Raw genomic sequence first — 25,288 nt, 5'->3', positions numbered from 1 at the left:
GTCTCCCCCGGCCGGCCGGGGCTCTTCACGTTCGGGACGGCCCGCCGGACGCCGTCGCCGGTGGGCCGGTGTCAGCGCCGGTGCGGCGGGTGAGGGGGTGGCGGTGGCAGGGTGCGCGTGTCCGGCACCGTCTCCGGCCAGACCAGCAGGACCGGGCAGGGGGCGTGGTCGAGCACGAAGCGGGTGGCGTGCCCCAGGCTGCGCGGCCCGAGGCGGCTGCGGTCCCCGTCGCGGGCCAGGACCAGCAGGTCGGCGCCCTCGACGGCGGCGATCACCTCCTGCTCGGGCCGCCCGCTCCGTTCCATCCGGACGCACGGCCGGCGCAGCCGCTCCGCCGCCGCGTCCAGCAGCAACGCGGCCGAGGTGGCGCCCAGTTCCTCCAGCCGGGTGCCCGGATCGCGTTCCTGGTGACCGCGGCCGAGCAGACCGGCGTAGGCGCCGTGCGCGACCCCGGGGACGTCGGGGGCGCTGACATGCAGCAGGACGACGCCGCTGTCGTCGGACGTGTGCGCGCGCGCCGCGTCGACGCAGGCGGGCCACGTCCCCTCGGTGATCCACACGACCACTCGCACGGGCATCAGCCTCCCTGTACCCGCCCCTTGTACCCGCTCCCCGGACCCGGAGCCATGTCCACAGTGCCACGGCCGCGCGCCGGCCGCCGGAAGTCCGCGACGACCGGGGGACGCCGGGCCGCTGAGAGGGGCCGTCGCGGGGCATGCGGTGAACAGACCAGCCGCGCGAGCCGAGGAGACACCGAGCGATGGGTACCGCCGTCCACGTCCCGCAGACCAGGGACATGATCGGAGACGAGCTCTCCGGTGACGAGGCACTGACCGCGCTGCGCCACTACGGGGGTCTGCGGCTGCTGCGCGACTCCTTCGCCCGGTTCCGCTACGCGGACGGGTTCACCAACGCGCGGGCCCTGGGCTTCCAGGTGGTGCTGGGTCTGGTGCCCTTCACCGTGGCCCTGGTCGGGCTCGCCACCTCGGTGCACACCGAAGGGGTGGGCCGCATCATCGAGCACACGCTGGGCCGTATCGTGCCCGGCGCCAGCGCCGACGTCGTCGAGGACGCGCTGAACGGGACCCGGCGCAGCGCGGACGGCGACGTGTGGAGCACCCTCGCGCTGTGGACGGGGCTGGGGTTCGCGCTGCTGAACCTCGGTTCGGCGATGGGGCAGGTCGAGCGGGGCGCCAACCGGATCTACGGCATCGAACGCGACCGGCCCTTCCCCCGCAAGTACGGGCGGGCGCTGGTCCTTGCGGTCGCGGCCGGAATCCCCATGGTCCTCGGGTTCGTGGTGCTGGTCGCCGGCGAGGCCGTCGGCAGCGCGGTCGTGGAGTCGGTCGGCAGCCCCGGCGGGTCCGCCTCCTGGTGGAAGCCGCTGGAGCTGGTGGTGGGCCTGGTCCTCGCCTGGGTCGCCTCGGCGGTGATCTTCCGGTGGTCGCCGCGCCGCGACCAGCCCGGCTACACCTGGCTGGCCTTCGGCTCCGCCGTCCACCTGCTGATCTGGGTGTCGGCGACCTGGCTGCTCGCCCTGTACGTGGAGAAGAGCGGGACGTTCGGCGCCGTCTACGGCCCGCTCACCGCGTTCGTCGCACTGCTGCTGTGGGCGAACCTGACCGGCGTGGCGCTGTTCCTCGGCATCGCGTTCGCCGCCCAGCTGGAGGCGGCCCGGGCCGGCGTCCACGCGGCGGTACGGCCCGATCCGGGGCCGGGGGCCTGAGCGCAGGCGCACCGCGCGCGGTTCCCCGCGGCAGGGCGCCGGGGAGGTTCAGGCCGGCGGCTGCTCCCAGGGCCGTGGCCCGGTGCCGTCGCTCCACGTCCGCAGGGCGGTCCGGTCCCAGCACAGGATGCCGCACTGTTCGGCGTACTCGGCGGCCGGTGCGGTGAAGTCGCTGGTGGTGACCACGACGGCCACCTCCGCCTCGTGGACGGCGAAGCAGGTGCCGCCGAAGCGCTGGAGGTCCTGCGAGCCGACCGTGTTGCCCTCGCCGTAGCGCTTGCACTGGATGACGACGCGTCGCCCGTCCGGGGCCACCGCGAGGACGTCGGCGCCGAGGTCTCCGGCTCCGCCGACGACCTCCACCTCCGTGCAGCCGTCCCGCTCGCAGAGGGCGGCGACGGCCTCCTCGAAGGCGTCGGGGTCGAGAGCGTCGTAGCCGATGACGGGACCGGCTCTCTCGGCGTCGGTCCTCTCGCGGCCGAGCGCCCGGGTCACGTCGTCCACGAGGGTCGCGGCCCGCGGCCCGCCCGGCTCGGAGGTGTCCACGAACGCTCCGGGCCCCGGTGTGTCCACGAACAGGAGCGGCCCCGGTCCGGTCCCCGTCCCGGCGAGGGCGGCACCGGCGGGCGAGGGGGCCGCCTCCAGGAAGTCGGCGGCCGCCCTGGACGCCTCGTCGAGCGCGGCGGCGGCCCGCAGCGCCGCCCGGGCCGGTGAGAACCGGCGCCGCCGGTGCCGCAGGACCATGACACAGGCCGCCGTCAGCAGGAGCAGGATCAGCGCCCAGCCGGGGCGTCGCTCCAGGACACCCGCAGCGGTGCGCGCCGCGAAGGCCGTCACGCTCAGCAGGACGGCGAGGAGCGTGAAGAACATGGCTGTCGCTCGCAGGTCGAAGACGCGTCGACGGCTCGCGGGGCGTATGCGCTGCGCGGGTGTGGCCACGGTGGTGAAATCCCCCCTCATGGGATCGACACGAAGATCGTTCTCGCGTCTTCCCAAGATCATGAACTTCACCCCGCCCGCCGCTCCGGCGAACGTCCCAGGTCAGCCCGGGTTCGTCAGAGACCGTCCGCGCCCGCTGCCGGACGGATCGTGAAGATCTGGTCGAGTCCGACGATCCGCATCACCCGCAGAGTGTCCGGCGGTACGGCCGTCAGCGCGATGTCGGCGCCGGCCGCGAGGGCGTGGTTGCGTGCGGCGATGAGGATGCTCATGCCCGTGGAGTCGCAGAACTCCATGTCGGCCAGGTCGAGGGTGAGGCACTGGCCGGGGCCGAGGACGCACCGGGAGACGTGGTCGCGCAGGGCCGTGGCGTGGGTGTAGTCGAGGGGGCCGGCGATCTCCAGTACGGGACCGGAGGCGGCGTCTCGGGAGGCGATCTTCAACGGGCTCATGGTGTTTTCTTCGTCGCGGGGTCGGACGGGGACTCGGCGGGCAGGGCCTCGGCGGACGTGCCCGGGGTGCCGGGAACGGTCGGGGTGGCGGGGCCGGCCCGGGTGGCGGCGGGGACGCCCAGGGCCAGGAGGGCCGTGTCGTCGTCCAGGCCCTCACCGAACGAGTGCAACAGGTCCGTCAGCGCCGAGATCAGCGCCTTCGGCGAGGCGCCGGCGTGCCCGGCGGCGAAGACCCGCAGGGCGTCGTCCCCGTACAGCGAGGTGCGGTCGGGGCCGGTGCGGGCCTCGGTGAGTCCGTCGGTGTACAGCAGCAGACCGTCGCCCGGCGCGAGGGTGGTCGTGACGGAGGTGAAGCGCGCGTCGGGCAGCACGCCGACCAGCAGGCCGCCGGGGGTGGGCAGGAGGTCGCAGCCGCCGTCGGCCCGCAGGACCAGGGCCGGCGGGTGGCCGCCGGAGGCCAGCCGCACGGTGACGCGGCCGCTGTCCGATTCCGGTTCGAGGATGCCGAAGATCGCGGTGCAGTAGCGCGGGTCGTTGCCGGTGTACCGCTCTCGCAGCACCGTGTTGAGCGTGCTGAGGGCGGCGACGGGATCGGGGTCGTGCAGGGCGGCGGCCCTGAGGGTGTAGCGGGTCAGCGAGGTGACGGCCGCGGCCTCGGGCCCCTTGCCGCACACGTCGCCGAGGAAGAACACCCAGCGTTTGCCGTCGACGGCGAACACGTCGTAGAAGTCGCCGCCTAGCCGGTCGGGAGAGGCCGTGTGGTAGTAGGCGGCCGCTTCGAGGCCGGGGACGGCCGGCAGCGCGTCGGGCAGCAGGCTGCGCTGGAGCACGGCGAGCGCCTCCTGGAGCCGGGTGCGGTCGGCCTCCGCCTGCCGCCGTGCCGTCTCCGCCTGCCGCCTCGCCGCCTCGGCCTCCTTCTTGCCGCTGAGGAGTTCCTCCTCGTAGGCGCGCCGGTCGCGGGCGTCGAAGAGCGTGGTGCGGATCAGCTGGGGCTCGCCCCCGCTGCCGTACTTCACGGCCGAGGACAGCAGGACCGGCAGCCGGCCGCCCCCGGACGTCCTGAGTTCCAGCGCGATCCCGCTCGCCTCGCCCCGCATGCGCAGCAGCGGCGCGTAGTGCGTCTCGTGGTAGATCCGGCCGCCCACGGTCAGCAGCTCGGAGAAGCGTATCCGGCCCACCACGGCCTCCCGGGTGAGACCCAGCCAGTCGAGCAGCGTCGCGTTGATCTTCGCGACGGTTCCGTCCATCAGCGTCGACAGGTAGCCGCAGGGCGCGGTCTCGTAGAGCTCCTCGGCGCTGTCCTCCAGGAGTGATGCGAACGCCGCCTCGGCGGCGCCGTCGCCGGCGTCGTAGGGCCCGGGCTCGTGTCCCAATCGGGCCATCAGCGCAGGTCCGCCAGGAAGGCGGTGATCGCCTGGTTGGTGGCCTCGGGGGCGGACATGTGCGGGCAGTGACCGGTCGCCTCCAGGGTGACCAGCTTCGAGCCGGGAACGGCCTCGTGCACGAAGGCGCCGACCTCGCGGGGTGCGATGAGGTCCTGCGTGCTCTCGAGCACCAGGGTCGGCACGTCGACCGTCTTCAGGTCGTCGCGGGAGTCGGACAGGAAGGTGGTCCGCGCGAAGACGAGCGCCATGGCGGGATCGGTGGCGCAGAAGCTCGCGGTCAGTTCGTCACCGAGGGCGGGCCGCTCCGGATTGCCCATGATCATCGGGGCCATGGCGGCCGACCAGCCCAGGTAGTTCGCCTCCAGCGAGGCGAGGAGTTCGTCGATGTCGTCGTGGCTGAAGCCGCCTGTGTAGCCGATGTCGTCGATGTACCGGGGCGACGGCCCGACCATGACCAGGGCGCCGATCCGCTCCGGGGCCCACCGGGCGGCCAGCACGCCGATCATGGCGCTGACCGAGTGCCCCACGAACACCGCGTCCCGCAGGTCGAGCGCCTCGCACACCTCCACCACGTCCTGGGCGTAGCCGTCCAGGGAGGAGTACCGCTCCTCGTCGAAGGCGGAGAGGTCGGAGCGACCGGAGCCCACGTAGTCGAACAGCACCACCCGGTGGGTTTCGGCCAGCGCGGGCACGGTCAGGCGCCACATGTTCTGGTCGCAGCCGAACCCGTGGGCGAGCACCACCACCGGTCCCGCGGGGTTGCCGGTGACCGTGATGTTGTTCCTCCGATGGATGTCCATACCAACGATCCTCTCATCGTCCGGCCGCGACGAGAACTGTCACGCCCCGGAGCCGGGAACGGTACCCCCGGTCCGCCCGGCGGCACCCGGGCCGGCCCGAGCCGCCCGTCACAGTCCCTTCCGGCGCCGGATCGGGGGCGCCGCGAGGTTTGAGCCGGGCCGGACGGTGTACGCGCACTGTATGGCCAAGTCGACGCGCGAGACAGAGCGAAAGTACGAGGCCCCCTCGGCCGACGACACCTCGTGGCTGCCCGACCTCACGGGCGTGGACGGCATCGGGGCCGTCGTGGAACAGGGCGTCGAGGAGCTGGACGCCGTCTACTTCGACACGGACGACCTGCGGCTCGCGGCCGGCTCCGCCACCCTGCGGCGCAGAAGCGGCGGGAGCGACGCCGGCTGGCACCTCAAGCTGCCCGGATCCGGCGACACCCGCGAGGAGATTCAGACTCCGCCGGACAGCGAACTCCCCGACGAACTACGGGAGCTGGCGCTCTCCCGCACCCGGGGTGCGGACCTGCGGCCCATCGTCCGCGTCCGCTCCCGGCGCGACACCCGGCTGCTCCTCGACGGCACCGGCACCACTGTGGCCGAACTCACCGTCGACGCGGTCCGGGCCGACTCCCCGCTCCCGGGGACCGCGCGGGCCGAGTGGGCGGAGATGGAGGTGGAGCTCGCCGAGGGCGCCGACCCCGCCGTCCTCGACACCGTGGACAAGGCGCTGCGCCGCGAGGGCATCGAGCGGGCACCCCACCCCTCCAAGCTGGCCAAGGCCCTGGAGGAGACGGCCGCGGGCGCGCCCCGGCTGCCGGACGCCCGCGCCGAACGCGTCCGCGCCGGCACCGCCGGCGAGCACGTCCTCGCCTATGTCGACCAGCAGGTCCACGCCCTCGTGACCCTCGACCCCGCCGTACGACGGGGCCTGCCGGACTCGGTGCACCGCATGCGCGTGGCCTGCCGCCGGCTGCGCAGCGTGCTGCGGTCCCAGCGGCCGGTGCTCGACCGCCGGGTCACCGATCCGGTCCGTGCGGAACTGAAGTGGCTGGGCGGTGAGCTGGGCGGCGAACGCGACCACGAGGTGCTGCTGGAGCGGCTCGACGCGGGCATCGGCAGGCTGCCGCGCGAACTCGTCCTCGGACCGGTGCGGGCGCGGCTGCGGGTGTGGCACGTCACGGACAGTTCCGCCGCCCGCCAGCGGACCCTGGACGCCCTCGACTCCCCGCGGTACCTGGCCCTGCTGGACTCCCTGGCCGCGCTCACGGAGAAGCCGCCGCTGCGTGACAAGGCGACGCGCGCACCGGGGAAGGTGATGGCGAAGGCGGTCACCAAGGAGTACGACCGTCTCGCGGCCCGGGTGGTGCACGCACTGGAGCTGCCGCCGGGCACGGAGACCGACCGGGCCCTGCACGAGGCGCGCAAGGCCGCCAAGCGGACGCGGTACGCCACCGAGGCGGCGCGGTCCTCCCTCGGCAAGCCCGCCAAACGGTTCGGGAAGCGGATCAAGGCCGTACAGAAGGTGCTCGGCGACCACCAGGACGGCGTCGTCGCCCGGGACACGCTGCGCCGGCTCGCGCTCGCGGCCCACGCGGCGGGCGAGCCGGGCTTCACCTGGGGCCTGCTCCACGGCCGGGAACAGGTCGTGGCCCGGGAACGCGAACAGGAGCTGCCGGGCGTGTGGGCCGATGCCTCCGAACCCCGCCTGCGCAAGGCGCTCAAGCGCTGAGACACCCGGCCCGGCCGTGACCCCGGCCTTGACCGTGCTCCGCCGTACGGGCGCGGTCAGGACCGGGGTCACGTGGTGCGGGGTCGGTCAGGACGCGGTGCAGGAGCCGAGCGCGGGGCTCGCCGTGGAGCCGTTCTTCATGACGGTGAACCCGAAACTCGTCGACGCTCCGGCGGCGAGGGTGCCGTTGCCGTTGGGCCGCATCGTCATGACGTTGCCGCTGCCGTCCCAGCTGGGCGTGCCGTTCCAGGTCGCGGAGACCTTCTGCGGCGATGTCATGGTGACCGTGGTGGTCCAGCCGCTGATCGCGGCGGAGCCGGCGGTGACGGTCACCGTGCCGTTGTAGCGGTCGCTCCACTCCTGGCCCTTGGCGTAGGAGACGGTGCAGGCGGCGCTGCCGCCTCCCCCGCCCCCGCCTCCGCCGGAGCCCGAGCCGCCGAGGGCGGCAAGCACGGCGTCGTAGGCGGGCTTCTTGCCGTAGTTGCCGTCGAACAGCAGGGGTGTTCCGGAGCTGCGCCAGGAGTACTTGTCGGTGACGCCCCACACGGTGACGCCCGTGCACCGCGAGACGGCGAGGCACGCCTTCACGACGTTGGCGTAGCTGGTGGCCTGGGAGCTGCCGGAGCCCTCGATGTCGAGCTCGGTGATCTGCACGTCGACGCCGAGGTCGGCGAAGCGCTGAAGGTTCGCCTGGTAGTCGCCGGGCACGGGCGAGGAGCTGTTGAAGTGGGACTGGAAGCCCACGCAGTCGACGGGGACACCGCGCGCCTTGAAGTCCTTGACCATCGCGTAGACGGCGTTGCTCTTCGCGTTGACGCCGTCGGTGTTGTAGTCGTTGTAGCAGAGCTTGGCGGCCGGGTCCGCCGCGCGTGCGGTGCGGAACGCCTCCTCGATGAAGCCGTTGCCCAGCTTGTCCTGGAAGGGCGAGCTGCGCCGGGCGCCGCTGCCGCCGTCCTGGAACGCCTCGTTGACGACGTCCCAGGCGTAGATCTGGCCCTTGTAGTGCTGCATGACCTGGGTGATGTGGTTGTTCATCGCCGTTCTGAGGTCGGTGGCGCCCAGGCCGGAGACCCAGCCGGGCAGTTGGGAGTGCCACACCAGGGTGTGCCCGCGGACCTTCATGCCCTTGCCGCGGGCGTGGCCGACGATCTGGTCGGCGGCGCCGAAACTGAACGAGTTGCGGTTGCTCTCGACGGCGTCCCACTTCATCTCGTTCTCGGGGGTGACCGCGCCGAACTCGGTGTCGAGCGTCGAGACGTAGGGGGCCTCGCCCAGGTGGCCGGCGGCGACCGCGGCTCCGAAGTAGCGGCCCTTGCCCGCTGCGGCCGACTGGAGGGTGCTGGCGGCGTCGGCGGTGCCCGCGAGGGCGGTGACGCCGGCCCCGGCGAGCAGGCCGCTGAGGCCGAGAAGTAAGGCCGTGCGGGTGCGGGAGCGCCCGTGCGGGCGCCTCGATGCCTGTGCGATGGACGTGCGGGTGGCCATCTCGTCCCCTTCTTCCGGTGAGTGGAGCAGGGTGGGACGGGCATCCGCCCGGGACGGATGCTCCGAAACTTTCGATGGGATTCCGGAATCGCGCGGCAGACCCTACGACCGGCACCCGTCAGCGTCAACGGAACCCACGAGGGCCTTTCACAGATGGCTCAAGAAGGCCGTACGGACGCTCTGTTGGTCCTGCGCCCCTTGTCGTGTCGGCCGGACGCCCCTATTTTTCCCTCAACTGTCGCTCGAACCACCGAAAGTTTCGAAGAAGGACCTGCCCAGCCCGGGACGGTGGCGCGGACACCGGGTGCGGGGGTCGCCGCGGGTGCGCGCCCAGCCGGCGGCCGGCTCCGGAGAGTGCGTGCGGGTCGCAGGTTCCGGGAAGCGTCAGCCGCGGGCAGGTCCGTCGGCGCGGTGGGCCTCGTCCTGGACGAGCAGGGAGAGCAGGGAGGCCACGCTGAGTCCGGCCTCCGCCGGGTGGCGCAGCACCTTGCCGGCCTCGATCCGGTAGATGTTGCCGCGCCCCTCCCGGGTGTGCGACAGATAGCCGCTCTGCTCAAGATCGGCGATGATCTTCTGCACCGCGCGTTCCGTCAGCCGGCAGTGCGCCGCGATGTCACGGATGCGCGCGGACTGGTTGTCCGCGATCACGGCCAGCACGCGGGCGTGATTGGTGATGAACGTCCATCCGTTGTGCGGCTCGAGCACTCCATCCATGGGGCGAATCCTACGACCAAGGTTTCACGTTGACAAAAACACGAATCTTTTTTCATGTATTTGTTGACGTGTTCGGCGTACCGGGGTGAGTGTGGAGGGGAGAGGTCGACACTTCTGGGAGAGATCGCCATGCCGGAGCCGGCGTACTCGACACAGCCCGAGGTCCGGGACGCGACCACGTGCACGGGGCCCGCCGACGCCGGCGAGCGCGAGCCGTCGCCGCCCTGCGGGCCGGTCATCGACACGCGTACCGACGGCGACCGCGTGATCGTCACCATCCGCGGTGAACTGGATCTCGGGGTCGAACAGAGACTGCACCGCTGTCTGCGCTCCGCGCTCTCGCGTTCGGCCCGGGGCATCGACCTGGACCTGAACGAGGTCGCCTTCTGCGACTGCTCCGCGCTCAACGTCCTGCTGACCGTCCGCCGGCAGGCGCTGGCCGAGTCCAAGACGGTCGGCATCCGGGCGGCGGGCCCCGCCGTCGAGCGGATGCTCCAACTGACCGACGTACGAGCCCTGTTCACTGCGCCTGAGGAGGAGCCCGCCGCGTTCCCGGCCGCCCGTGAGCCCGCCGAGCCGCGGGCCACCGACGACGAGCTGCGCGTCGAGGTGGTGCAGCTGCGGCGGGCGATGCGGACCAGGCCCACGATCGACCTGGCCCGGGGCCTGCTCATGGCCGCCTTCGGCCTGGGCCAGGACGAGGCGCTGACCGCGCTCGTCATAGCCTCCCAGAACACCAACACGAAACTGCACACGCTGGCCGGTGACCTGGTCGGCGCCGTCAAGGGGCCGCCGCTTCCCGAAGTGGTCCAGCGGGAACTCTCCGCCGCGGTCGCCCGGGCGGCCGCTCTCACCGAGGCCGATCACCTGGCCGCTCGGGACGCCGCCGCACCCGACCTCACCCCCGAGGTGGCACCGGACCTCCCGCCCGGCCTCGCGTCGGACCCCGGCCTCGCGCCGGACTTCCCTCCGGGCTTCCCGCGGGATCTCGCGCCCGTTCGGGAGGAGCGCGCCTTCGAGGAATAGAGGAAACAAGGGGGGCGGGGCCCGGGAGGTGGCTTGACGCGGAGGCGCGTCGCCGTCCGGGGCGAGGCGGCCGCCAGTGCTTCCGTAACGCCCACAGCACCGAGCGGGGCCCCGGCTGTTCGGCCGGGGCCCCGCTCGCTGTGGTGCCTGTACTGGGTCAGCGCCTGTGCTCAGTGCCGGAAGGCGTCCTTCGCCTTCTCCTTGGACTGACGGACATCGCCCTTCGACTGCTCGGCCCGGCCCTCGGCGGTCATGCGCTCGTTGCCCACCGCGCGCCCGGCCGCTTCCTTGACCTTGCCCTTGGCCTGCTCCGTCTTCGCCTTGGCCTTCTGCTCTCCGGCCACCTTGAATCACTCCAAGTCGCACTCGACGTCAGTGTCTGCACACCGGGTAACCCGCCTTCGGCCGGGTAAACCCGGGGCCTCGCGGCAGGACGGGTCAGCGCAGCGGCAGCCGTACGGAGACGGTCTTGCCGATCTCGCCGGGCTTCGTGATCACTTCGCCGCACAGCCGGGTCACGATCTCCAGACCGTGCCGGCCGATCCGCAGCGGGTCGCGCGGCAGGAAGGTCGGCCACCCCTCGCCGGTGTCCGACACGGCGATCTCCGCGCTGTCCCCGCGCAGGGTCATCCTCAGCCGGGAAGGCCCCGGCGCGTGCCGGACGACGTTCGTCACCAGTTCGCTGACCACCAGCCGCGCCGAGTCCTCGAAGGTGCCGGCCAGGGCGACGCCCGCCTCCCGCAGCCGGGCGACGAACTCCCGGACGACGTCACGCGACGCGGGGATCATCTCCGACCCACCCGTGAGGTCCCGCTCCACGGACGGCACGGAGGAGGTGGTGGAGTCGGGCCTGTACGCCGAAGTCATCAACCGCCTCACTGTCCGTTCCGGGCCCGATCCAGGGGTGCCGAAGGGCGTCCGGTTCCCCACGATACGCATCCGACCCGCTCCCGCCCTCGCTTTTGCCCACAGGGACTTGACACGTTGCCGTCACACGGGCGTCGTCCCCCTGTACGGCCGGCGGCCCTGTTCTTGCCTTGACGCCCCCGTCGCGCCCGCGGTTGCCCGGACGCCGCACCGACTCGTTCCCGGCCTCTCGACCGACCCGCGTGCGACCGCCCCGCGACCCGCGACGAGGGCCGTTCCCGGACGTCGTCATGCCCGGGGACGACGACCTCGGGCCCGCTTGTGGCCGCTCCGCGCCGCCCGCTGGTCACCGCCCGATCGCGGGCTGCCCGAGGGCCCCTCCCTGTGCCATGCTCGGGACGTGACAGCAGAGGAACGGCCGCCCCGAACCGGTGCGGCCTCCGACTACCTGGCCCTGGCGAGGGTCGTGGTGCGTCAACGTGACGAGATCACCGAACTGCAGCGGGTCGCCGCGCTGTTGCCGGTCCTCGAACGCGCCAAGGGCGCCGTCATGGTGCAGGAGGGCTGCTCCGCCCAGGACGCCTACGAGATCCTGCTCGAACGCAGCCGGGACGGCGAACGCACCCTGGTCGAGGAGTGCTGGCTGACGCTCGGCGGCATCCGTCCCGTCCGGGACCGCCGCCGCCCGGCGCCGCTCGCCCCGGCCGAGGACGCCGGCTCGGTGTTCGCCTCCGACCAGTACCTCGCCCCGCCCCGGCCCGGCCCGCACCCGGGTGGCCCGCCGGCCCCCGGGGCGAAGGGCGGCGGCAGCACCCTGCTGCTGGGCAGGCTGGGCATGGCCCTGTCCGCCGTACGCGATCCGCAGGGACTCGCCCGCTGCCTGCTCGACCATCTCGCGGCCGAGGCCGACGCCGACGCCGTGCTCGTCTACGCCAGGGCGGACGAGGCGCTGCGGCTGATCGGACGGGCCGGACTCGACGACGTGGACACCGCCCGGTGGGAGCACCTCACGCGGGTGATCGGCGCCGGCGCCCGGGACCCGTTGCGGACCGGGCAGCCGCTCTGGTCGGAGAAGCCCGAGCCCGACGAGCCGTACTCCGTGCCGGACCGCGACCGGCACCGCTGGTCGTCGCAGGCGTGGCTGCCGGTCACCGTGGGCGGGGAGGCCGACGAACTGGTCGTCGTGCTGCGGTCGGCCGAGCGGGCCTTCACCCCGGGTGAGCGGGAGCTGCTGGAGGCCGCCGTGCAGCTCGCCGCGGGCCGGATCGCCAGCCTCGACGCGCCCGCGCCGCCCCGGAAGCCGTCCGTCGACAGCGTGCAGCAGATCCTGGACACCCTGCCGGGCTCGGTGATCCTGCTGGCCCCGCTGCGCGCCGCCGACGGCACCGTCGAGGACTTCCGGATCGAGGCGGCCGCTCCGGAGTCCGTGGACGTGGCCGACCGCAGGGGCCGGCAGCTCATCGGTCTCAGCGTGCTGGAGTGCTATCCCACGGTCGCCGGCACGGAGCTGTGGAACGGTTACCTGGAGGCCCTGTCCACCGGCCGCCCCTTCGCCGGCGAACCCTTCGCGTACGAGGAGGTGGTCGCCGGCGTCCCGCAGCACTCCAGCTACTCGCTGCGCGCCTCGCGGCTGGGGGAACACCTCGTCGTCTCCTGGGTGCGGCACGACGTCGCGACCCGGCAGGAGGAACGGCTCTCCGCCCTCCAGCGGCTGGGCAACCTCGGCTGGGCCGACTGGAACCTGGTCACCGACACCGTCACCTGGTCCCCGCACGTCTTCACGATCTTCGACCGCGACCCGGCCGAGGGGCCGATGCGCCTGGAGGAACTCCCCGAGCACGTCCTGCCGGAGGACCTGGCGGACCTGACCGGCGCCGCCCAGCGGCTGCTGAGCGAGGGCGCCGCGATCGACCAGCCCTTCCGGGTCAGGACCCGCGGCGGCGTACGTCATCTGAGGATCGTCGCCGAGGCCACGACCGACGCGGCCGGCACCCCGCTGGACGTGCACGGCTTCTTCCAGGACCTCTCCGGCCAGCGGGACGCGGAACTCGCGTTGCTCGACAGCGAGCGTGCCGTGTCCACCCAGCGCGGACTGCTCCAGGCCGAACGCAAGGTGGCCGCCCGGCTCCAGCAGGCGCTGCTCCCGCTGCCCGCCGGGCCGGTGCGGCTGGCGGGGCTGTCGGCCCACGCCCTGTACCTGCCCGCGGAACTCGGCATCAGCGTCGGCGGTGACTGGTACAGCGCGATCGAACTGCCCAGCGGGGAAGCCCTGTTCGTCATCGGTGACGTCATGGGACACGGCATCAACGCGGTGGCCACGATGGCCCAGCTCCGCTTCACCGCCAAAGGCATGATCATCACGGGGTCGAGCCTGACGGACGCGCTCACCCGACTCAACGCGCTGCTCATGCACATGGCGTCGTCGCCCGCCGGGCACACCACCGCGACCATGATCGTGGCACGGTACCGGCCGTCCGACCGCACACTCACCTGGGCCCAGGCCGGCCATCTGCCCCCGGTGCTGGTCCGGGACGGCGGGGCCGAGCCACTCGCGCGCCCGGCCGGGATCATCCTCGGCGCCACGGCGAGCCCGGTCTTCGAGGAGGCGACACTCCAGCTCCAGGAGTCCGACCACGTCCTGATGTTCACCGACGGCCTGATCGAACGCCCCGGTCAGGATCTGCTGACCGGCCTGGACCGACTGGTGATCGCGGCCACCTCACTGTTCACGACCGACCGGCCGGACAATCTGACCGCCCTGCACGCGGCCCTGGTCGTCCAGGAACGCCAGGACGACGTCTGCGCCGTCCACATCCATCTCCCGCGCGCCGGCGACCCGCCCTCGCAGTGACGGGCATCACATCCACGGCCGGAGAAAAAAAGATGAGTGTGAAGAGTGAGAAGGGGGGTAGACGCTGCGGCATCCCCTCCGGATCAAGGAGGGGACACTGTTGCCACAAGAGACATCCCCAGAGATGGAGGCCCCCGCGATGGCCGTGACCACGGAGGTACGGGCACCTCACGCTCCGACCGAGCTGCCCAGGGTGACCGACCCCTCGAAGGTCCCGCCGACCGATGCACGAGGGCTGTCGAAGCTGTTCTTCGACCGGCTGGCAGTACTGGAAGAGGGCAGACCCGAATACCAGTACGCCCGCAACACGCTCATCGAGATGAACATGACGCTCGTGCGCTACGCGGCAGGCCGCTTCCGCAGCCGGGGGCCGCAGGAGCTTGAGGACATCGTCCAGGTCGGCATGATCGGCCTCATCAAGGCGATCGACCGGTTCGACATCTCCCGTGAGGTGGAGTTCACCTCGTTCGCCGTGCCGTACATCGTCGGCGAGATCAAGCGGTTCTTCCGCGACACCTCGTGGGCCGTGCATGTGCCCCGGCGCCTCCAGGAGGCCCGCGTCGAGCTGGCCAAGGCGACGGAGGAACTGGCGAGCCGGCTGGGCCGCACGCCCACGACCAGTGAACTCGCGGAGCTGATGAACCTCCCCGAGCAGGAGGTCCGGGACGCGAAGGTGGCGTCCAACGGCTACCGTTCCGCCTCCCTCGACGCGGCCGTCAGCAGCAGCGAGGACGGCGAGAGCGTCCTGGCCGACTTCATCGGCACCGAGGACGCCGGCCTGGAGCTGGTGGAGGACCTCCACAGCCTGGCCCCGCTGCTCGCCGAGCTCGACCGGCGCGACCGGGAGATCATCCACCTGCGGTTCGTGGAGGAGCTCACCCAGGCCCAGATCGGGGAGCGGCTCGGGATCTCCCAGATGCACGTCTCCCGCCTGCTCAACCGCGTTCTGAACCGGCTGCGGCAGGGCATGCAGACCACCCGGTGATCCCGGCCGGAATCCGGAGGAGTGCTCCGGCGACCGGCGGGTACAAGGAGCGCGCATGACATGGATGGGCCGGACGCCGTAGTCCTGGGGAGGTACGCGGCGCCCGGCCCACCCGTGCGCCCGGCCGCCGACGAACCGTGTGCCCACCCGCCGACGACCGTGGCATCCGCTCACCGGGTCGGCGCCGCCGGGTGTGCGCCGAGCCGCCCGGGGCACCTGCTGCCCGCGGGCCACCGAGCCTCCGCCCCGGACCGCGGGCCGGGGGCGGCCCGTCCAGTGCGCGGGAACGGGGAGAGGCGGCGGGGCGATGTTCGACGGCTTCCAGGCCGAGACGATCGAGGTGGACGAGGCGTCCGTCTTCGTGCGGCACGGTGGGGAGGGCCCGCCCCTCCTGCTGCTCCACGGCCATCCGCGCACCTCCGCGACCTGGCACCGGGTGGCACCCCTGCTGGTCGCCCGCGGCTTCACCGTCGTCTGCCCCGACCTGCGCGGCTACGGCCGCTCCCGTGGGCCCGCACCCACCGCGGACCACTCCGCCCACTCCAAGCGGGCCGTGGCCAGGGACATGGCGCAGGTGATGCGGGCGCTGGGCCACGACCGGTTCGGTGTGACCGGCCACGACCGCGGGGCCCCCGTCGCCTTCCGGCTCACATTGGACCACCCCGAGGCGGTGTCCCGGGTGGCGCTGCTGGACGGGCTGCCGCTGACCGAGCACCTGGCGCGCGTCGACGCGCGGTTCGCCACGAAGTGGTGGCACTGGTTCTTCTTCGCCCAGCCCGACATCCCGGAACGCGTCATCACCGCCGACCCCGACCGCTGGTACCGGGGCGACCCCCTGAAGATGGGGCGGGAGAATTACGACGAGTGGCGCCGGGCCACCCGTGACCCCGACGTGGTCCGCGCCATGCTGGAGGACTACCGGGCCGGCCTCACGATCGACGCGCGGCACGAGGACGTCGACCGGGCCGCGGGCGTCCGGGTCCACTGCCCCGCGCTGATCCTGTGGTCCCTGCGGGACGACCTGGAGGAGCTGTACGGCGATCCGGTCGCCATCTGGCGGAACTGGGCCGACGACGTGCGCGGGCACGGGATCGACTCCGGCCACCACATGGCCGAGGAGGCGCCCGAGCCGCTGGCGGCCGCCCTCGCCGGGTTCTTCGCCGCCTGATCAGGACGCAGGCCTTGACTTCCGGGACAGGGGTACACAGACGTGGCGACCGCACCGGCAGGTCGTTCGCGCACCTCGATTCGCGCCCCGGTGCACGGCTCGCGCGGCCCGGGAAGTGGCCGTACCGAGTGACCTCTCGGCGCGAAACCGCCCGCCGGGCCGCCCCTGACCGACAGCAGAACACCAGGTCACGTCTCCTGTGACCGGACCTAGCGGAGGGACATCCGATGAGCGAGGCGAATCCCCTCAAGCGGGCAGCCCACAAGATCGCCGAAAGCGTGCAGGGCGACCACGCGCCGGAGGAGGGGATCCCCGGCAAACCCAACGTCGAGTCCCCGTCCCTGGCCGAGCCCACCGAGCCGCGCGAGCCGCTGCCGCCGAAGCCGGACCAGAGCGGTCCCGCCGCCGTGTCGCCCACCGGTCAGCCGACGGGCGCCGACCAGGCCCGGGCCGCCCAGTCCGGCAGCCACCTGACCACGGCCCAGGGCACCCGGCTGCCCGACACCGACCACTCGCTCAAGGCCGGGCCCCGCGGTCCCGTGCTGCTCCAGGACCACCACCTGCGCGAGAAGGTCATGCACTTCGACCACGAGCGCATCCCGGAGCGCGTGGTCCACGCCCGCGGCGCCGCGGCCCACGGAACGTTCCGCAGCTACGGCACGGCGGCGACCGTCACCAAGGCCGCGTTCCTCTCCGAGGACGAGGAGACGCCGGTCTTCGTGCGGTTCTCCACCGTGCTCGGCTCCCGGGGCTCGGCCGACACCGTCCGCGACACCCGCGGGTTCGCCACGAAGTTCTACACCAGCGAGGGCGTCTTCGACCTGGTCGGGAACAACATCCCGGTCTTCTTCATCCAGGACGCGATCAAGTTCCCCGACGTCATCCACGCCGGCAAACCGCACCCGGACCGGGAGATCCCGCAGGCGCAGAGCGCCCACGACACGTTCTGGGACTTCGTCACCCTGCACACCGAGGCCACCCACCACACGCTGTGGAACATGTCCGACCGGGGCATCCCGCGGTCGTACCGGACGATGGAGGGTTTCGGCGTCCACACCTTCCGTCTGGTCAACGCCGAGGGCGCCACGACGCTGGTGAAGTTCCACTGGAAGCCGAAGCTGGGCGTGCACTCGCTGGTGTGGGAGGAGGCGCAGATCGCGAGCGGCGTCGACCCCGACTTCCACCGCCGTGACCTCGCGGACGCCATCGAGGCGGGCGCGTACCCGCAGTGGGAGCTGGGCCTGCAGACGTTCCCGGACACCCCGGAGCAGACCTTCGAGGGCATCGACCTGCTGGACCCGACGAACCTCGTGCCCGAGGAGCTCGCGCCCGTGCAGCCGGTCGGGCTGCTCACCCTCGACCGCAACCCGTCGAACTACTTCGCCGAGACCGAGCAGGTGGCCTTCCACGTCGGCCATCTCGTCCCCGGTATCGACGTCACCGACGACCCGCTGCTCGCCGGTCGCCTGTTCTCCTACCTGGACACGCAGATCACCCGGCTGGGCGGCCCGAACTTCCCGCAGCTGCCGATCAACCGCCCGCACACGCCGGTCAACGACATGCAGCGCGACGGCATGCACCAGACGGCCGTGCACCGCGGTGTCGCCCCCTACCGGCCGAACTCGCTGGACGGCGGCTGCCCCTTCACCGCCGGGGCCGACGCGGGGGCGTTCGTCGAGACGCCCGTGCGGGTGCCGGAGGGCGCCAAGGTCAGGGAGGCGCCCGAGTCGTTCGCGGACCACTTCAGCCAGCCGCGCCGCTTCTGGCTGAGCATGTCCCCGATCGAGCGCGAGCACATCATCGGCGCCTACACCTTCGAGCTCGGCAAGTGCTACGAGCAGGCCGTCAAGGAGCGGGCGCTCCAGGTCCTGGCCAACATCGACCCGGAGCTGTGCGCCCAGGTCGCCGAGGGGCTCGGCCTGCCGGCCCCGGCGCCCACCGTCCCCCTGGCCGACGTCGAACCCAGTCCCGCCCTGTCCCAGGTGGGCCACACCTGGCCGACGGCCGGCCGCGTCATCGGCGTCGTGGTGGGTCCGGACGGCGACCTCGACGGCGTACGCGCCGTGCGCGAGGCGGTGATCGAGGCCGGCATGGTGCCGCTGGTCGTCGCCCCGACCGGCGGTGTCCTCGGCTCGGGCGAGGACGCGGTGACGGTGCAGCGCACGTACGCCACCGCGCGGTCCGTCGAGTTCGACGCGGTGCTGCTGGCCGGCCACCCCGGCATGGGCGGCGACGCCTACGGTGCCCGCGACGCCAAGGGGCTGCCGTCCGTCGTACCGGCGGCGACGTCCGACCCCCGGGTCGTGCTGCTGCTGGCCGAGGCGTTCCGGCACGGCAAGGCCGTCGGCGCCTGGGCGGGCGGCGATGCGGCCCTCCGGGCGGCCGGGGTGCCCGCCGACGCGCCGGGCGTGGTCCTCGCGGACAGCGGCAGCGCGGCCCTGGAGAACCTCGTCCGCCTGCTGGGCAAGCACCGGGCCTGGGAGCGTTTCGCCGCCGCCTGAGCGGCCCCGGACCGTGTCCGGTGGTACGAAGGGCATGAACGAAGCCGGCCGGGGGCGGCACACCGTGGACGGTGTGCCGCCCCCGGCCTTCGCGACCCGACAGGGGACGGACCATGCAGACCTTCCTGCCCCACCCCGACTTCGACGCCTCCGCCGCCGTCCTCGATCCGCGCCGGCTGGGCAAACAGCGCGTCGAGACCCTCCAGGTGCTGCGGGGCCTCACGGTCCCCGGCTACGGCTGGCGGCACCATCCGGCGGTGCGCATGTGGACCGGCTACGAGGAGGCGCTGGTGCGCTACGGCCTGGAGATGTGCGGGGTGTGGACGGCGGGCGGACGCGCCGACACCTGCGCCGCCTCACTGATGACCGACTTCGCCGGAGCGGGCGACGGATCGGGCGTCCGCACCCAGGAGCAGCTCCGGGAGGCCGGTGAACTGCCGCCGTGGCTCGGCGACCCCGCGTTCCATCTCAGCCACCGCTCCGCGCTCGTCCGCAAGGCCCCGGAGTTCTACGCGCCCCTGTTCCCGGACGTCCCCGACGACCTGCCGTACGTCTGGCCGCCCTCGGACCGGACCTCCCGGCACGCGGCATAAGCGCGTCAGGGTGTCCGGCTCAGAACGTGCAGTGCCCCGGGCAGCACCTTGGCCGTGACCGGGAGTACGGCCTCCACCTCGCCGTCGGCGCCGTAGGGCACCGCGCGGTCGGCCTCGATGCGGATCTCCCGGCCCCGCAGGATGCTCACCTGCGGGCGGTGGACGTGGGCCCCCGTGGTGAGGTCGTTCATGAGGGCGAAGAACAGCCGCCGGGGCGCCTCGCGGATCAGCACGACGTCCAGCATCCCGTCGTCCACGCGGGCGTCGGGTGCGATCAGGCGGCCGGAGCCGTAGTAGCCGGAGTTGGCGGCCACCACCGTGTAGCCGGTGTGCGGGTGCTCCACGCCGTCGACGGTGACGCGGTAGCGCGCCGGACGCCAGGTGGTGACGGCCCGCAGCCCGCCCGCGTAGTAGGAGGCCGTGCCGCGCAGCAGGCGGGCGTGGTTGGCGTGGCGGTTGGCGACCGCGTCGACGCCCGCGTACACGCTGCCGAGGACGACCGTGCGGTCGTGGACGGCGGAGCGGACCTCGATGGTGTCGACCGGGCGCGGCTCGCCGCGCAGCAGCACCTCGGCCAGGCCGGCGGGGTCGGAGGGCAGGCCCAGCGCGCGGGCGAAGTCGTTGCCCCGGCCGGCCGGGACGAGCCCGAGGACCGCGCCGGTTCCGCTGAGGGCCCCTCCGATGCCGCCGGCGATGCCGTCGCCGCCGACGGCGAGCACCACCCGCCCCGCCTCCCCTGCCTGCCGGGCCAGTTCCTGGGCGTGGGCGAGGCTGCGGCTGTACTCGGTCTCCAGCCCTGCCCCCGCCTCCCGGAGCAGCCGGGCCACCCCGAGCAGCGCGGCGGCCCCGGCGGACCCGCCCGCGGTGGGGTTGACGACGGCGGTGAACTGTCGCATCGGTGTGCCTCCGGGGCTTACGGGTTCGGGGCGTGCGGTGGGTGGGGTCGCGCAGAGGGCGGCGCGGGGAGGGGGCCGGGTGGGTCCCGTCGGGGCGGGGTCATTCCGCCGGGAGGAGGACGCCCGGGTTGAGCAGCCCGGACGGGTCCAGCCGTCGTTTGACGGCCCGCAGCGCCTCGACCCCGAGGGGGCCCGCCTCCCGGACGTACCAGTCCCGGTGGTCGGTGCCGACGCCGTGGTGGTGGGTGATCGTGCCGCCGGCGGCGAGGATCGCCTCGTTGGCGGCGTGCTTGGCGCGCGTCCAGTGGGCGAGCGGGTCCGCGCCCCGCGCCGAGACGACGGTGAAGTACAGCGAGGCCCCGTTCTCGTAGACGTGGGAGATGTGGCACATGACCAGGGGCGGGGTGCCCGACGCGGTGAGGGCCCCGGTCAGCGCCTCGTTGACGGCGGCGTACAGGCCGGGCAGCCGGGACCAGAACGCCGCCGTCTCCAGTGTCTCGGCGAACGCCCCGGCGTCGAGCAGGGAGTCACGCAGGTAGGGGGCCGAGTAGCGGCCGTCGGCCCAGCGCCGGCCCGGTTCCTCGCCCAGGAAGGTCCCGCCGCAGTCGCGCAGGACGGCCGCGGCCCGTTCCCGGCGGTGCGCGGTGTCCTCCTCGGTGCCCTCGTAGCCGGCGATCGCCGTGCAGCCGGCGGTCTCCTGCTCCCCGGCGGCGGCTCCGATGGCGTCGGGCTGGGCGAGGCCGACGAGCGTCTCGGTCTCGTCGGACAGCCGCAGGACCGTCGGCAGCGGACCGTCCTGGGCGAGCCGGCGCAGTGCGGCGGACCCCTCCTCGAAGGAGGCGAAGCGCCAGCCCTCGTAGCGGCGGACCGCCGGGACGGGGCGGACGCGGACCGTCACCGAGGTGATGACCCCGAGCGCCCCCTCGGAGCCGAGGAAGAGCTGCCGCAGGTCGGGTCCGGCCGCGGAGCGCGGGGCGCGGCCGGTGTCCAGGGTGCCCTCGGGGGTGGCGAGGGTGAGGCCGAGGACCATGTCGTCGAAGCGGCCGTATCCCGCGGACGCCTGGCCGCTGGAGCGGGTCGCGGCGAATCCGCCGATGGTGGCCCACTCGTAGGACTGGGGGAAGTGGCCGAGCGTGAAGCCCTCTCGGGCCAGGAGGGCTTCGGCCTGCGGGGCGCGCAGCCCGGCTTGCAGGGTGGCGGTCCGGGAGACCGGGTCGAGGGTGACCAGGCGGTCCAGGCGGCGCAGGTCCAGGGCGACGAAGGGGAGCCGCCGGCCGGGCGCGAGTCCGCCGACGACGGAGGTGCCGCCGCCGAACGGCACGACGGCCAGGCCGTGTTCGGCGCACACCCGCAGGACGGCGCTCACCTCGTCGTGGCTCGCGGGCAGGACGACGGCGGCCGGGAGGTCATCGACGTCGCCGTCGCGCATCCGCAGCAGGTCGGGGGTGGACTTGCCGCGGGTGTGGCGGATCCGGGACTGCGCGTCGGTGCGCACCCCGTCCTCGTCCCCGCCCACGGCGGCGAGCAGCCCGAGCCGCGCGGCGCCGGTCAGCGGCGGCTCGGGGACGCCGATCTCCTCCAGCGCGACCGGCTCCGTGCCGAGCGGCTCGACCCCGAGCAACTCGCGCAGCAGCCCGGTCACCGGGTCGGGCAGCGGCGTCGCTCGGGCCGGGTCGCCCCAGCCGCTCCACAGCATGTCCATGACTGTCGTCCTCACCGGTCGGTTCGAGAGCCGCTCCCCCGGGCACCCCGGGGCGTTACACTGTGACACATGACGCCTATTCGTCACAACGACTCGGACGGCGACGTGATGCTCGACGCCGTCCGCGACTGTGTCCTCGCAGTCGGGGTCCGCCGCACCACCCTCACCGACGTGGCCCGCCGCGCCGGCGTCTCGCGGATGACGCTGTACCGGCGCTGGCCCGACGTACGGTCCCTGGTCGGCGACCTCATGACCCGGGAGTGGGTCGCGGTCGCCACCGGGGCCATGCCCGAGCCGCGGCCCGGCGCGGACGCGCGGACACTGATCGTCGACGGCCTGGTGGCCGGGGTGGACGCCTTCCGCGCCCACCCCCTCTTCCGCAAGATCGTGGACGTCGATCCCGAGCTGCTGCTCCCCTACGTCCTGGACCGGCGCGGAGCGAGCCAGGAGGCCCTGCTGCGGCTGCTTGCCGACGCCCTCACGACCGGACACGCCGACGGTTCGGTACGGCCAGGCCACGTCGAACGGCAGGCCAGGTCCCTGCTGCTGGTCGTGCAGTCCTTCACCCTGTCCCTGCGGACCATGACCGACGAGGACGACACCGAGCTGGACACCGCGGCCTTCCTCGCGGAACTGCGGACCGTCCTGGAGAGGACCCTCACCCCATGAGCCCCACCGCCGGCCACACCCCCACCGCCCCGTCGGCCCCCGGGCCGTCCCTGTCCGCCGCCCGGCGCGCACGCGACCTCGGCGAGGCCGTGGAGGGGCCCGTCGTGGACGTCCTGGTCGTCGGGCTCGGCGCCACCGGCGCCGGGGCGGCCCTCGACGCGGCCGCCCGCGGACTGAGCGTCGTCGCCGTGGACGCCCACGACCTGGCCTTCGGCACCTCCCGCTGGAGCTCCAAACTCATCCACGGCGGGCTGCGCTACCTCGCCTCGGGCCAGTTCGACGTGGCCCACGAGAGCGCCGTCGAACGCGGCGTGCTGATGGAGCGCACCGCACCCCACCTGGTGCACGCCCAGCCGTTCGTGCTGCCCCTGACCCCCCTCGTCTCCCGCGGCCAGGCCGCGCTGGCCCACGCCGGCTTCCGGGCCGGGGACGCCCTGCGGCTGGCGGCGCGCACCGCCCGCGCGACCCTGCCCGCACCGCGCCGCCTGTCCGTGGTCGAGACCCGCCACCTGGCCCCGGCGCTGCGCCCCGACGGCCTGCGCGGCGGCCTGCTGTCCTGGGACGGCCGCCTCACCGACGACGCCCGCCTGGTGACCGCGCTCGCCCGGACCGCCGCCGCGCACGGGGCCCGCGTCCTGACCCGGGTGCGGGCCCGCGAACTCACCGGCTCCGGTGCCCTCGTCCGCGACGAACTGACCGGCCAGGAAGGGCTGATCCGGGCCCGAGCGGTCATCAACGCGACCGGCGTGTGGGCGGGCGGGCTGGTGGACGGCGTCCGCATCCGCCCCTCCCGCGGCACCCACCTCGTGCTGCGCGCGGATCGGCTCGGCCCACTGCCCGCCGGTCTGCACGTCCCGGTCCCCGGCGAGAGCAACCGCTTCGTCCTCGTCCTGCCCCAGGGCGACGGCCGCGTCTACGTCGGTCTCACCGACGAGCCCGTGGAAGGCGGGGTACCGGACGTGCCCGAGGTGCCCGAGACGGACATCGGCTTCCTGCTCGACGTGCTCGGCTCCGTCCTCGACGCCCCGGTGCACCGCGACGACGTCGTGGGGGCCTTCGCCGGACTGCGGCCACTGCTGGACACCTCGGCGTCGGACCGCACCGGCCCCGGTGCCAGGACCGCCGACATCTCCCGCCGGCACGCCGTCCTCACCTCGCCGGACGGCGTGATCACCGTCGTCGGGGGAAAACTCACCACCTACCGGCGGATGGCGCAGGACGCCGTGGACGCCGCCGTCGCAGCCCGCCGCCTGTCGGCCGGCCCCTCCCCCACCGCCGCACTGCCCCTCGTGGGCGCCGCCCCGCCGCCCGCGCTCGCCGCGCTCCGGGCACCTCGCCGTCTCGTCCGCCGCTACGGCACCGAGGCCCCGGCGGTGCACGCGCTCGGCGTCCGCGACCCCCGCCTCGGCGAACCCGTGCTTCCGGGCCACCCCGTCACCCGCGCCGAACTGCTGTGGGCGGTCCGCCACGAGGGGGCACTCGACACGGCGGACATCCTGGACCGCCGTACCCGTATCGGACTGGTGCCCGAGGACCGCACGGCGTCCCTGCCCGCGGCCCAGGAAGCCCTGGACGAGGCCCTGGCGACGCGGGACTGACGGGGCTGGGGCCGGGGAGCCGCAGCCTGGTGGCGACGACGGCGGGCGCCGGACCTCGGGACCGGTACTCCCCGGCCGGCGGGTGCTCCTGTCCGGCTTGCTTGCTGGTGAGGCGCCGGACGTCGTCCTCGCGGAAGTCCTCGACGCCGTCGGGGGATGCGCACTCCCGGCGGACCGCTGCGAGCGTCCGCGGCGTCCAGCCGTCCTCGGGCAGGGGGAGCCCGGCGAGCGTGCTCTACTCCCGCTCCGACTCCGTCCGCCGGTGCGCGTCGGAGCGTCGTACCGCCGTCTGCACCTCTCTCTCGACCTCCTGGCGCGGCCGGCCCTGCTCCTTGGCGTACTCGGCCAGAGCGGAGCGGAGATCACGGTCGAGGTCGCGCCAGGCCCGCAACGCGGTCTCGTAGGTTGCGGTCTCGTGTCTGGTCCACTTGTGTTCGGTCGGCGGTCCGTACGACCGGCGCAGCTCGTCGACCCGGCTGTGCGCCTGGTCGGCCGCGCGCCGCTTCTCCACGAGCTCCTCGAATGTGTGTCCCACGTCAACCGATCGTAGGGACGAAGGCGCCATCGCGCGCGGCGAGCGGCCACGGGCCCGGAATCGGCGGGTCTGAACCCCGGCTTCGCGGGTAGCCGGTCGGGACACGTCCGCACACGCGCCGTCCGCCGAGCCCGACGGCGCCGAGTCATCACAAAGGGGTTGGGAATGAAGCGCTTGGTCCGGCTGCGCGGCCGCTCGGCGCGGGAGCTGTCCGCACGACAGGCCCGCCACCTCCGCGCACAGCTGGGAGTGGCGGCCGACATCGCCGTCACGGCCCGGCGGCGCGCCCTGGCCGCCCGCCTGGAGCACGAGCCGGCTCCCGACGGGGAACGGGTGCTGCGCGGCCGTGTCGACGTCGACGACGTACTGGAATACGCGCGCCAGCACTTCGGTCTGACGGGCGTGCCGCGCGAGCAGGCCGCGTCCGTCCTGCGCATCCGCTACGAACTGCGGTCCGGGCACCGGGATCTGGACACCGACGCCTACACCCGCGCCCAGGATCCCGCGGCCGGGGAGCTGACGGCGTAAGCCCCCACGGCCCCGCGGGGCCGGACGCGCGGACGTCTGCCGGGCGCGGCCGCCCCCGCCCCCCCCCCCCGTCCCAGAAGGGGCGGGGCCGGTTGCGCGCCCCCCCGGGGAGCCACCCCCCTCCCCCTCTCACCCACCCCCCGCCCCGTGG

Annotated in this window: 23 protein-coding genes; 11 read left to right on the top strand and 12 right to left on the bottom strand. The window is 73.6% G+C overall.

Annotated elements, in window-relative coordinates; genetic code table 11:
- Positions 1–71: 71 nt before the first annotated feature.
- Positions 72–572 (bottom strand): universal stress protein, encoded by a 501-nt coding sequence (locus tag ABZT03_RS28310; protein WP_356044344.1) that lies wholly within the window; start codon positions 570–572, stop codon positions 72–74.
- Positions 573–760: 188 nt separating this feature from the next.
- Here ABZT03_RS28310 and ABZT03_RS28305 point away from each other — a divergent pair, with 188 nt between their 5' ends.
- Positions 761–1,726: a YihY/virulence factor BrkB family protein gene (locus ABZT03_RS28305; RefSeq protein WP_356044286.1), complete on the top strand. Its 966-nt coding sequence runs from the start codon at positions 761–763 to the stop codon at positions 1,724–1,726.
- Positions 1,727–1,774: 48 nt separating this feature from the next.
- Here the strand turns inward: ABZT03_RS28305 and ABZT03_RS28300 are convergent, their stop codons facing one another.
- The 4 genes from ABZT03_RS28300 to ABZT03_RS28285 form a co-directional block, all read right to left on the bottom strand.
- Positions 1,775–2,686 (bottom strand): restriction endonuclease, encoded by a 912-nt coding sequence (locus ABZT03_RS28300; protein ID WP_356044283.1) that lies wholly within the window; start codon positions 2,684–2,686, stop codon positions 1,775–1,777.
- Between the two features lie 95 nt (positions 2,687–2,781).
- Positions 2,782–3,117, bottom strand: coding sequence for an STAS domain-containing protein (locus tag ABZT03_RS28295; RefSeq protein WP_356044280.1), 336 nt, complete (start codon positions 3,115–3,117; stop codon positions 2,782–2,784).
- Positions 3,114–4,499 (bottom strand): SpoIIE family protein phosphatase, encoded by a 1,386-nt coding sequence (locus ABZT03_RS28290; RefSeq protein ID WP_356044278.1) that lies wholly within the window; start codon positions 4,497–4,499, stop codon positions 3,114–3,116. The genes ABZT03_RS28295 and ABZT03_RS28290 overlap by 4 nt, the downstream gene beginning before the upstream one ends.
- Entirely contained in the window at positions 4,499–5,302 is an 804-nt protein-coding gene (locus ABZT03_RS28285; protein ID WP_356044275.1) for an alpha/beta hydrolase, read from the bottom strand. Before ABZT03_RS28285 ends, ABZT03_RS28290 begins: the two co-directional genes overlap by 1 nt.
- Positions 5,303–5,483: 181 nt before the next feature.
- On the opposite strand from ABZT03_RS28285, the gene ABZT03_RS28280 reads away from it, so the two are divergent.
- Positions 5,484–7,022 (top strand): CYTH and CHAD domain-containing protein, encoded by a 1,539-nt coding sequence (locus tag ABZT03_RS28280; protein ID WP_356044272.1) that lies wholly within the window; start codon positions 5,484–5,486, stop codon positions 7,020–7,022.
- An 87-nt stretch (positions 7,023–7,109) separates the two neighbouring features.
- Here ABZT03_RS28280 and ABZT03_RS28275 read toward each other — a convergent pair whose 3' ends face one another.
- Entirely contained in the window at positions 7,110–8,504 is a 1,395-nt protein-coding gene (locus tag ABZT03_RS28275) for an endo-1,4-beta-xylanase (RefSeq protein ID WP_356044270.1), read from the bottom strand.
- Positions 8,505–8,888: 384 nt separating this feature from the next.
- Positions 8,889–9,218, bottom strand: coding sequence for a helix-turn-helix domain-containing protein (locus ABZT03_RS28270; RefSeq protein ID WP_356044267.1), 330 nt, complete (start codon positions 9,216–9,218; stop codon positions 8,889–8,891).
- 129 nt (positions 9,219–9,347) lie between these two features.
- On the opposite strand from ABZT03_RS28270, the gene ABZT03_RS28265 reads away from it, so the two are divergent.
- Positions 9,348–10,244, top strand: coding sequence for an ANTAR domain-containing protein (locus ABZT03_RS28265; RefSeq protein WP_356044265.1), 897 nt, complete (start codon positions 9,348–9,350; stop codon positions 10,242–10,244).
- 170 nt (positions 10,245–10,414) lie between these two features.
- Here ABZT03_RS28265 and ABZT03_RS28260 read toward each other — a convergent pair whose 3' ends face one another.
- Positions 10,415–10,588 (bottom strand): CsbD family protein, encoded by a 174-nt coding sequence (locus ABZT03_RS28260; protein ID WP_356044262.1) that lies wholly within the window; start codon positions 10,586–10,588, stop codon positions 10,415–10,417.
- Positions 10,589–10,682: 94 nt separating this feature from the next.
- Positions 10,683–11,111, bottom strand: coding sequence for an ATP-binding protein (locus tag ABZT03_RS28255; protein ID WP_356044259.1), 429 nt, complete (start codon positions 11,109–11,111; stop codon positions 10,683–10,685).
- Between the two features lie 400 nt (positions 11,112–11,511).
- On the opposite strand from ABZT03_RS28255, the gene ABZT03_RS28250 reads away from it, so the two are divergent.
- The 5 genes from ABZT03_RS28250 to ABZT03_RS28230 all read left to right on the top strand — a co-directional run bounded on the left by ABZT03_RS28250 (position 11,512) and on the right by ABZT03_RS28230 (position 19,209).
- Positions 11,512–13,962 (top strand): SpoIIE family protein phosphatase, encoded by a 2,451-nt coding sequence (locus ABZT03_RS28250; protein ID WP_356044257.1) that lies wholly within the window; start codon positions 11,512–11,514, stop codon positions 13,960–13,962.
- A gap of 139 nt (positions 13,963–14,101) precedes the next feature.
- Entirely contained in the window at positions 14,102–14,947 is an 846-nt protein-coding gene (locus ABZT03_RS28245; protein ID WP_356044254.1) for an RNA polymerase sigma factor SigF, read from the top strand.
- 307 nt (positions 14,948–15,254) lie between these two features.
- Entirely contained in the window at positions 15,255–16,115 is an 861-nt protein-coding gene (locus ABZT03_RS28240; RefSeq protein WP_356044253.1) for an alpha/beta hydrolase, read from the top strand.
- 227 nt (positions 16,116–16,342) lie between these two features.
- The gene (locus ABZT03_RS28235) at positions 16,343–18,616 is read left to right on the top strand and encodes a catalase (protein WP_356044251.1); all 2,274 of its coding nucleotides are present in this window, start codon (positions 16,343–16,345) and stop codon (positions 18,614–18,616) included.
- Positions 18,617–18,729: 113 nt separating this feature from the next.
- Positions 18,730–19,209 carry an MSMEG_6728 family protein gene (locus ABZT03_RS28230; RefSeq protein ID WP_356044248.1) on the top strand — a complete coding sequence of 160 codons (480 nt, stop codon included), beginning with the start codon at positions 18,730–18,732 and terminating at the stop codon, positions 19,207–19,209.
- Between the two features lie 5 nt (positions 19,210–19,214).
- Here the strand turns inward: ABZT03_RS28230 and ABZT03_RS28225 are convergent, their stop codons facing one another.
- Positions 19,215–20,105 (bottom strand): YegS/Rv2252/BmrU family lipid kinase, encoded by an 891-nt coding sequence (locus ABZT03_RS28225; RefSeq protein ID WP_356044245.1) that lies wholly within the window; start codon positions 20,103–20,105, stop codon positions 19,215–19,217.
- Between the two features lie 100 nt (positions 20,106–20,205).
- The gene (locus tag ABZT03_RS28220; RefSeq protein ID WP_356044242.1) at positions 20,206–21,807 is read right to left on the bottom strand and encodes an FAD-binding oxidoreductase; all 1,602 of its coding nucleotides are present in this window, start codon (positions 21,805–21,807) and stop codon (positions 20,206–20,208) included.
- A gap of 69 nt (positions 21,808–21,876) precedes the next feature.
- Here ABZT03_RS28220 and ABZT03_RS28215 point away from each other — a divergent pair, with 69 nt between their 5' ends.
- Entirely contained in the window at positions 21,877–22,476 is a 600-nt protein-coding gene (locus ABZT03_RS28215; protein ID WP_356044239.1) for a TetR/AcrR family transcriptional regulator, read from the top strand.
- Positions 22,473–24,074: a glycerol-3-phosphate dehydrogenase/oxidase gene (locus ABZT03_RS28210; RefSeq protein ID WP_356044237.1), complete on the top strand. Its 1,602-nt coding sequence runs from the start codon at positions 22,473–22,475 to the stop codon at positions 24,072–24,074. Before ABZT03_RS28215 ends, ABZT03_RS28210 begins: the two co-directional genes overlap by 4 nt.
- A 235-nt stretch (positions 24,075–24,309) precedes the next feature.
- On the opposite strand, the gene ABZT03_RS28205 is transcribed toward ABZT03_RS28210, so the two are convergent.
- On the bottom strand, positions 24,310–24,609 hold the full coding sequence (locus ABZT03_RS28205) for a hypothetical protein (RefSeq protein WP_356044236.1): 300 nt from the start codon (positions 24,607–24,609) through the stop codon (positions 24,310–24,312).
- Positions 24,610–24,774: 165 nt separating this feature from the next.
- Between ABZT03_RS28205 and ABZT03_RS28200 the strand changes: the two genes are divergently transcribed.
- Positions 24,775–25,137, top strand: coding sequence for a hypothetical protein (locus tag ABZT03_RS28200; RefSeq protein WP_356044235.1), 363 nt, complete (start codon positions 24,775–24,777; stop codon positions 25,135–25,137).
- Positions 25,138–25,288 lie beyond the last annotated feature (151 nt).

Source organism: Streptomyces sp. NPDC005574 (assembly GCF_040605435.1).
Lineage (GTDB): Bacteria > Actinomycetota > Actinomycetes > Streptomycetales > Streptomycetaceae > Streptomyces.
Note: the sequence above shows the minus strand (reverse complement) of the source record. Positions and strands in the feature narration are given on the sequence as shown.